Origin of the sequence: Daejeonella sp. (assembly GCF_037719425.1) — a bacterium.
GTDB lineage: Bacteria > Bacteroidota > Bacteroidia > Sphingobacteriales > Sphingobacteriaceae > Daejeonella.
Genome location: NZ_JBBJNI010000162.1, coordinates 1 through 9020, shown reverse-complemented (window position 1 = coordinate 9020; position 9020 = coordinate 1). Strand labels below are relative to the sequence as shown.

Below are 9020 nucleotides of genomic sequence, written 5' to 3'. Positions count from 1 at the left end.
AAAAAATAGCAGCGAAAAATAAAGTCTATAAATCGTTTATCGGTCAGGGTTATTATGATACAATTGTACCAAGTGTAATTCTAAGAAATCTTTTTGAAAATCCGGGCTGGTATACACAATACACTCCTTACCAGGCTGAAATTGCCCAGGGCCGCTTACAGGCTTTACTGAATTTCCAGACCATGGTTGTAGACCTTACTGGGATGGAAATTGCCAACGCATCTCTTCTTGATGAAGGTACTGCTGCGGGTGAAGCAATGTTCATGCAATACAGCTTGCGCAAGAACTCGGAAGCCAATGTTTTCTTTGTTTCGGAAGAGGTATTACCCCAAACTATAGATATTTTAAAAACCCGCTCAGCTCCTTACGGGATTGAGATAGTGATTGGTGACCACCATACAGTAGAGCTTAATGAGTCCATGTTCGGTGCGATCGTTCAGTATCCGGCAGGAAATGGTTCAGTCTATAACTATAAAGATTTCGCAGCCAAAGGTCATGAAAAGGGAATAAAACTTACCGTGGTTGTCGACATCATGTCGCTCAGCTTGTTAACTCCTCCGGGAGAATGGGGCGCCGACATTGTCGTAGGCTCCAGCCAGCGCTTCGGAGTTCCAATGGGATTTGGCGGACCGCATGCGGCATTTTTTGCAACTAAAGACGAATATAAACGTTCGATGCCGGGAAGAATTATTGGTGTTACTATTGACAGCGCGGGAAATTATGCACTACGTATGGCACTTCAAACCCGCGAACAGCACATTAGAAGAGATAAAGCAACGTCAAATATTTGTACAGCACAAGCCCTTCTCGCCATCATGGCTGGAATGTATGCCACATATCACGGTCCAACCGGAATTAAGCTTATAGCAGAACGCATCCACGGCCTCGCTGTTCTTCTTAAGGACTCTCTTCAAAGCCTGGGCTACAAACAGGAGAATGAGTTTTTCTTTGACACGCTACGTTTTGATCTTGGCGATCTGGTGAATCCTATTCACGCAGAAGCGTTGAACAATGAAGTGAATTTGAATTATAAAGGATCTTCAGTTACCATCTCGCTTGATGAAACAACATCATTTGAAGATGTACAAACCTTAGTGCGACTGTTTGCTAAAGTGAAAGGTAAAAACCTTCACGATATTGATACTGATACACTTAAACAAGGGATTGACTTACATATCCCAGGAGATCTGCAGCGTAATTCCGCTTACCTGAGCCATCCTGTGTTTAATTCGCATCACTCAGAACATGAAATGCTGCGTTACATAAAGTCGCTTGAGGCGAAGGATCTCTCACTTTGTCATTCAATGATAGCTTTAGGCTCATGTACCATGAAGCTTAATGCAACCACGGAGATGGTGCCGGTTACCTGGGCTGAATTCAGCAAGATGCATCCGTTTGCACCAACAGATCAGGTGGGGGGATACATGCAAATCTTTGATGAGCTAAATAAGTGGCTGAGTGAGATCACCGGCTTTGCCGCGATGAGCTTGCAGCCAAACGCTGGTGCCCAGGGTGAGTATGCCGGCCTAATGGTTATTCGTGCTTACCACCAGGATCGCGGAGATTTCCAGCGGACTGTTGCCTTAATTCCATCCTCGGCTCATGGAACCAATCCAGCCTCAGCAGCGATGGCAGGCATGAAGATCGTCATTGTTAAATGTGACGAGAAAGGAAATATTGATGTAGCTGATCTTAAAGCGAAAGCACGAGAGCATGCTGAAAATCTTTCATGTCTGATGGTTACATACCCATCTACGCATGGGGTTTTTGAAGAGTCAATCATAGAGGTGTGTGAAACCATTCATAAAAATGGCGGACAAGTCTATATGGACGGTGCAAATATGAATGCACAGGTTGGCCTTACAAGTCCCTCAGCAATAGGTGCGGATGTTTGCCACCTTAACCTCCATAAAACATTTTGCATCCCGCATGGCGGGGGTGGACCGGGAATGGGCCCTATCGGCGTTGCAAAACATCTTGTTCCTTATTTGCCCGGTCACCCGGTAGTTTCCATTGGTAATGAGAAGTCAATTCCTGCTGTATCTTCAGCACCATGGGGCTCGGCTTCTATTTTATTGATCTCCCACGCATATATTGCGATGATGGGCTCAAAAGGCCTGACGAACGCTACAAAATATGCGATCCTGAATGCAAATTATATAAAGTCGCGTTTGGAGAAGCACTACCCGGTGCTATATTCTGGCAGCCAGGGCCGCTGCGCACATGAAATGATACTTGACTGCCGGTCGTTCAAAAACTTCGGTATAGAAGTTACAGATATCGCCAAGAGGCTGATGGATTATGGCTTCCATGCTCCTACTGTATCGTTCCCGGTTGCAGGAACAGTAATGATCGAACCCACAGAATCAGAACCTAAACACGAGCTTGATCGTTTTTGTGATGCTATGATTGCTATCCGCGCTGAAATTCAGGAAGTAGAAGGCGGCACATCTGACAAGACTGATAATCCGCTTAAAAATGCACCCCATACTTCAGCCGTAGTGACTGCAGATGCATGGGATCATTCTTACAGCAGACAAAAGGCAGCTTTTCCTCTTTCGTATGTAGCTGCATTTAAATTCTGGCCATCAGTTGGAAGGGTTAATGACACACACGGCGACAGGACATTGATTTGCGCATGTCCGCCGATAGAAAGTTATATGGAAGAGCATTTTTTGCAAACAATCAGACCATCCCAAAAGGTTCCAGTATCGGAATCTTCTACGTCTTGACTCACGTTTTTATCTATAGTAAGTTGTAACAAATCCGGTTGGATCAAAAATCTAATTTGTACATTATCAAAGATTTAATTCAAGTGTCTCAAATTTGTACCTTAGGTAAATTTGGCCGGAACATGACCCTGATCAAGCAAGTAAAAATTAAACTTCGCCGTTTCTTAATTATTGCAGGCATTTCATGCTATTGTCTCGTCGGATCTGCCCCAGTAAATGCACAGGAAACTAACACTATCAGGCTTCAGTTAAAATGGCACCACCAGTTTCAATTCGCAGGTTATTATGCTGCCGAAAAGAAAGGGTTCTTTAAAGAGGCTGGTTTCAATGTGGATTTACTCGAAGGTAATACCGAAAATCCACCAGTGCAGAACGTCCTCAATGGAACTGCCGAATTTGGAGTAACCGGGGCAGACATCATCAACCATCATATTGCTAAAAAACCTGTTGTTGTTATATCTGCTATATTCCAGCATTCACCATATGTATTTTTAACTCTGGCCGACAGTAAGATAAACACAGCAACAGATCTCGCTGGCAAAAGGATCATGGCTTCTGAAGACCAGGGTTGGCCGTTGCTGAAAGCGCTATTTATTAGGGAAGGTATCCCTATGAATAAGATCAAAATTGTTGCACACAATTGGAACCATCAGGATCTGATAAGTGGAAAAGTCGATGCAATAACCGCTTATAGCACTGTGGAGCCAAATCAGATAAGAAAACTAGGATACAACGTAACTTTGATCAGGCCCATAGATTATGGAATTGATTTTTACGGTGATGTGCTCTTTACAACACGGTCCATTGCTAATGATGAACCCGAAAAAGTTGAGAAATTTAATGCCGCCTGCCTCAAAGGCTGGGTATATGCCATGTCACATCCATCTGAAATGGCAGATTATATTTTAACCCTACCAGGTGTGAAACAACGCGGCGTTTCTAAAGAAGATTTGCTCAACGAAGCCGAAGAAATGCAGAAGCTCATCTTACCCGATCTGGTTGAGATGGGCCATATGAACCCGGGAAGGTGGCAGTCGATGCTGGATGTTTACAAGCAAATTGGCATTGCTCAGAAGACCGATTCGATAAATGGATTTCTTTTCGCAGATGCGAGTGTAAGAAAAGTACTTTATTTTGACGTTCTGCTCTATGTTTTAGGAATAGCGGCATCACTGTTTGTGATTGCCCTTATATGGAATTGGCAGTTGAGAAAAATTGTTCATAAAAAGACGACAGCCCTCCAGAAAGAGATTACTTTTCGAAAAGGAACAGAGCAAAGATTGGAACTTGCGATACAAGCGGCAGGGCTTGGGATCTGGGAATGGGATCTGGTGTCGAATAAAACCTCATATGACAGCAATTGGGTGCGGGCCCTGGGATACGATCCTGATGAATTTCTGAAAAATTCTTCATGGCTGGATATTGTTCATGAGGAAGATCATGACACAGTTCGGGAAATCATTACCGGGCAGGTTGATGGACGCTACACCTCCAATAGCCTGGCTTATCGTATAAAAACTAAACAAGGGCCATGGAAATGGATCCTATCTTTTAGTAAAGTGGTAAGCTTTCAGGAAGATGGCAAGGCAGCTAATATGATCGGAACCCACCTGGACATAGATTTCATTAAGGAGAAGGAAATAGAACTTCAGGAAATTACAAATGAACTGAGAAAGACCAATTCAGAGCTGGAGAAATTTGCCTACATCACTTCACATAATCTTCGGGCACCGGTGGTAAATCTCATGAGCCTTACAGAAATGCAATCTGAAGAAGCACTCTCTCCTGAATTGAATGAGGAAATCACCCACAAGATCCACTATTGTGTAAAACAGTTGGATTCAACATTAAGTGACCTGATAGAGATTGTAGCAAGCAAGTCCGGCAATCACGTTCACAGAGAAAGTTTGGATATTGAGACCGAGCTTAATCTTATTATAAGAAGTATTGAGAAACAAGTAACTGAATCCGGTGCTCAAATTGAAATCAACTTCTCTGAGATAAATACTATTTATTTCCCAAAAAGATTCCTTCATAGCATACTCCTGAACCTGCTGACCAATGCAGTCAAATACGGGTCGGATAAACGTAAACTGATCATCAGCCTGAAAACCCGGGTGCAGAAGGATTATACCGTACTTTATTTCAGCGATAATGGTCTGGGAATGGACATGACCAAATTTGGTAGTAAAATATTTGGCCTTTATCAGCGTTTCCATAACAAAATAGAGGGCAAGGGCCTTGGTTTATACATTATTAAATCTCAAATAGAGTCGCTGGACGGGAAAATTGAAGTTGATAGTATGCCTGATGTGGGCACTACTTTTAAAATTTCTTTTAAGAACGGAGTAATCTCTTGATATCCTTACTCGTAATATCTCAGTGACAGAATTGATATAGTCTGAACATTCATTGATTTTAGAATATATTTATAGAATAACTTTGTGCAAGCTTTTAACGATTAAATAAGAAAAATGAAGAAACTCTTTTTAACACTAAGCATTTTAACAGGGTTGACCGTGTTCGTGTCATTCGATAAACCTGCAAAAGACCTAACTTATACTGTTGACATCGAGCGCTCAACTATCGACTGGACAGCCAAAAAAGTTGGTGGTGGTCATAAAGGAACTATCAAGATTACTTCCGGGAATCTGGTTTCAAATGGCAAGGCATTAAAAAGAGGATCATTTCTGATAAATATGTCAAGCATTACCTCAGATAATGCGCGTGTGACAACCCACTTAAAGTCTGACGATTTCTTTGCTGCGGAAAAAAACCCGACTTCGAAATTTGTAATCACAAAAGTAACTGCTGCGGGTGCAGAACGGGTAAATATAGCCGGCAATCTTACAATTAAAGGAATTACGCAGCCAATTTCGTTCCCAGCAACTGTAAAACAGCAAAAAGATATTATTGTTGCTGTAGCGACTGGTATCCGTGTAGACCGTACAAAATATGATGTCAAATTTCGTTCAAAGACTTTCTTCCTGGATATCGGAGATAAAGCTATTGATGATGAATTTGAACTGAATATTAATTTGGTAGCGAAGAGATAGATTAGAGTACAAAGTATCAGGTATCAAGACTGGGCGTCTAGTCTTGATACCTGATACTTGCTACTTGATACTAAACCCCTCTCTTTCCAATCCAACATTCGCCATAGCCTTTGATTTGGCATGATAAAACAGGCATTCCCAGCCCCCTTCTGCCGCCCTTATCCCATATTCCTGCCGCAACTCCATCGCTCGTCTTCCATCGAAGTCGTATTTAGCCATGAATTTTCTTAATAGCTGCTCAGGCTCAGGAAGTATATCTCCGCCGAAAAATATCGTTTCGTCCCCTTCTTTGACAATAAAGACCTGATGATACTCGCAGTGGCCACCGGTAAGCTCATATGATATTGAATCATTCAATTTACCGTTCCCTTCCACAAAGTGTACAGATCCGCTGCGCTGAAGAAAATCAAATATCTCCGTTTTATATGATCGGGAAGGCTTGCTATAGGCTGCCTCCCATTCGCCGCGCTGTATAACGTATTCGGCATTCGGAAAGCTTAGAGATATATTATCGTCGGTCTTATCGATCATGCCCCCCGAGTGATCAAAGTGCAGGTGTGACATTAAGACAAGGTTGACATCACCTGGGTCAAAACCCGCTTTACGGATGTTCTCGTGAATAATCAGCTCATCTTTGTCGTTCCTGAAGCCTAAACCTGCGTCGAAAACAATGAGGTCATTCTTAATCTTGACCAGGAATGGCTGCACGTAAATGAAGAGTGATGCCGGGCGGTCTTTTGTATTATGGATAGCCGGATCAAAAGGTAAAAAAGTCTTCGTACTATCTACGGAATAGGACCCTTCGCATAAGGCTAAAGCTTTCAATGTCTTTGTTTATTGTGATGTTAAATTCTATTTTTACGGCTTATTAAGGCAAAGATATGCAAAAAAGGTGGGTGGAGCAGGAGGTTAAAAGCCTTGCTGACGTAGAAGAATTGCAGCAATCGCTAAAGGTCGACGCTGTTTTAGCCAGCCTGCTTGTTGGAAGGGGTATAGACACTTTCGAGAAAGCCCGCTACTTTTTCCGTCCGGCTCTTGAACACCTGCATGATCCTTTCCTGATGAAAGATATGGATCTTGCAATTTCACGAATTGAGCATGCAATTGCCTCCCGCGAAAAAATCCTGGTGTACGGCGATTACGATGTTGACGGCACAACCTCAGTAGCTCTTGTTTATAGCTTTTTCAAGAAATATCATTCTGAAATAGACTTCTATATTCCTGACCGATATAAAGAAGGTTATGGAATTTCTACACAGGGAATTGATTATGCCGCCGCGAATGGATTTACCCTCATTATTGCTTTAGACTGCGGGATCAAGTCCGTTGATAAGATCGCTTACGCCAATACAAAAAAAGTAGATTTTATTATCTGTGATCATCATCTTCCGGGAGAGGAATTGCCAGCTGCAGTTGCAATCCTTGATCCTAAGCGCGGGGATTGTGAGTATCCATACAAAGAACTATCAGGCTGTGGAATTGGCTTTAAGCTCACTCAGGCCTACGCTCAAAAAAACAACATACCCTTTAACGACCTGTTATGTTATCTGGACCTTGTAGCAGTTAGTATTGCATCGGATATAGTCCCTATAACTGGCGAGAACAGGGTGCTTGCATGGTACGGGCTGCAAAGAATAAATACTGAGCCATGTAAGGGAATAACCGCTCTGATGAACTTATCCGGCAGGAAGGAAAATCTGACGATCACCGATGTTGTTTTTACTATCGGCCCCCGCATTAATGCCGCAGGCAGAATTGACGATGCAAAGCACGCTGTAAATTTGTTGATCGCTGAAACAGATGCTATAGCATTTGAAAAAGGAGAAGTAATTAATATAAAAAACACCGAGCGCCGGGAGCACGACAGCAATATCACCGAACAAGCATTGGCATTGATCGATGCTGATCCTGAATTGATAGCACGCAAAACTACCGTAGTTTATAATGAGCAATGGCACAAAGGTGTGATCGGGATCGTTGCCTCACGGCTAACTGAGAAGTACTATCGCCCAACCATTGTAATGACTCATTCAAATGGATACGCGGCTGGCTCGGCACGATCTGTATTGGGCTTTGACCTGTATGAAGCGCTGCTGGAATGCAGCGATCTGCTGGAACAGTTTGGCGGACATAAATATGCTGCCGGACTCACCATGAAAACGGAAAACATTCCTGCATTTCAGCAGAAGTTTGAAGAGGTAGTTGGCAGAACCATCCCGGAAGAGCTGCTTGTTCAATCAATAACGATTGATGCTGAGCTCGATCTTAATAAAATAGATCCCAAGTTTTACCGCGTTCTAAAGCAATTTGAGCCTTTCGGACCTCTGAATATGGCGCCCATATTTGTTAGCAGAAATGTTTATACTTACGGTTCCCCTACTACCGTTGGGGACAAACATCTAAAGATGAGCGTACGTCAGGATAATAAAACAATTTATAACTGCATTGGATTTGGTTTGGGCGAATATCTTCCAAAGATTAACAATGGTATGCCATTTGATATTTGCTATACCATCGAGGAAAACAAATGGATGGACAAAACATCACTGCAATTGAATATCAAGGGTATACGCTTATCACAACCAGCTTAGACAGGTAATAGAATGATCTTAAAAGCTGAAAATCTCGTAAAAAAATACAAACAACGTACAGTTGTCAACGACGTTTCCTTTCACGTTTCACAGGGTGAAATTGTAGGTTTACTGGGGCCAAACGGGGCAGGTAAAACCACGTCATTTTATATGATCGTCGGACTGATCAGGCCGAACGAAGGCAATGTGTATCTGGACGAAGTCAACATAACCGGAGATCCGATGTACCGAAGGGCCCAGAAAGGGATCGGGTATCTGGCACAGGAAGCATCAGTTTTCAGAAAACTTACTGTTGAAGACAATATCAGGGCAGTTTTAGAAATGGGACGCCTTAACAAAGAAGAGCAGCGGGATAAGCTGGAGCAGCTCATTGAGGAGTTTAGCCTTCACAAAGTTCGGAAAAACCGAGGCGACCTTCTTTCAGGAGGCGAACGGAGAAGGACTGAGATTGCCCGTGCTCTGGCTGCAGATCCTAATTTCATCCTTCTTGATGAACCCTTTGCTGGGGTCGACCCGATTGCCGTGGAAGAGATACAAAGTATCGTAGCCAAGCTTAAATTAAGAAACATTGGCATCCTGATAACAGACCACAACGTACAGGAAACACTCTCGATCACCGACAGGGCTTATTTGCTTGCTGA

The 9020-nt window shown here is 42.9% G+C and carries 6 protein-coding genes; 5 read left to right on the top strand and 1 reads right to left on the bottom strand.

The features are described from left to right. The 3 genes from gcvP to WKF69_RS16785 all read left to right on the top strand — a co-directional run. A partial coding sequence (gene gcvP, locus WKF69_RS16795; protein ID WP_340383382.1) for an aminomethyl-transferring glycine dehydrogenase occupies window positions 1-2732 on the top strand: 2732 nt, incomplete at its 5' end. Between the two features lie 122 nt (window positions 2733-2854). Beyond that, window positions 2855-5092 (top strand): ABC transporter substrate-binding protein, encoded by a 2238-nt coding sequence (locus tag WKF69_RS16790; RefSeq protein WP_340383381.1) that lies wholly within the window; start codon window positions 2855-2857, stop codon window positions 5090-5092. Between the two features lie 114 nt (window positions 5093-5206). After that, on the top strand, window positions 5207-5788 hold the full coding sequence (locus WKF69_RS16785; RefSeq protein WP_340383380.1) for a YceI family protein: 582 nt from the start codon (window positions 5207-5209) through the stop codon (window positions 5786-5788). A 60-nt stretch (window positions 5789-5848) separates the two neighbouring features. Here WKF69_RS16785 and WKF69_RS16780 read toward each other — a convergent pair whose 3' ends face one another. Next, complete coding sequence (locus tag WKF69_RS16780; protein WP_340383379.1) at window positions 5849-6613, bottom strand: MBL fold metallo-hydrolase; 765 nt, start codon at window positions 6611-6613, stop codon at window positions 5849-5851. 56 nt (window positions 6614-6669) lie between these two features. Between WKF69_RS16780 and recJ the strand changes: the two genes are divergently transcribed. Together recJ and lptB are read left to right on the top strand one after the other, a co-directional pair. Continuing rightward, the gene (gene recJ, locus WKF69_RS16775) at window positions 6670-8379 is read left to right on the top strand and encodes a single-stranded-DNA-specific exonuclease RecJ (RefSeq protein ID WP_340383378.1); all 1710 of its coding nucleotides are present in this window, start codon (window positions 6670-6672) and stop codon (window positions 8377-8379) included. Between the two features lie 12 nt (window positions 8380-8391). Next, window positions 8392-9020, top strand: a 629-nt coding sequence (gene lptB / locus WKF69_RS16770; RefSeq protein WP_340383377.1) for an LPS export ABC transporter ATP-binding protein, incomplete at its 3' end; no start/stop codon positions are given.

Bases quoted from the DNA above. Each gene is read 5' to 3' on its own strand.
- WKF69_RS16790 (WP_340383381.1), top strand. From the start codon at position 2,855: ATGACCCTGATCAAGCAAGTAAAAATTAAACTTCGCCGTTTCTTAATT.
- WKF69_RS16785 (WP_340383380.1), top strand. From the start codon at position 5,207: ATGAAGAAACTCTTTTTAACACTAAGCATTTTAACAGGGTTGACCGTG.
- recJ (WP_340383378.1), top strand. From the start codon at position 6,670: ATGCAAAAAAGGTGGGTGGAGCAGGAGGTTAAAAGCCTTGCTGACGTA.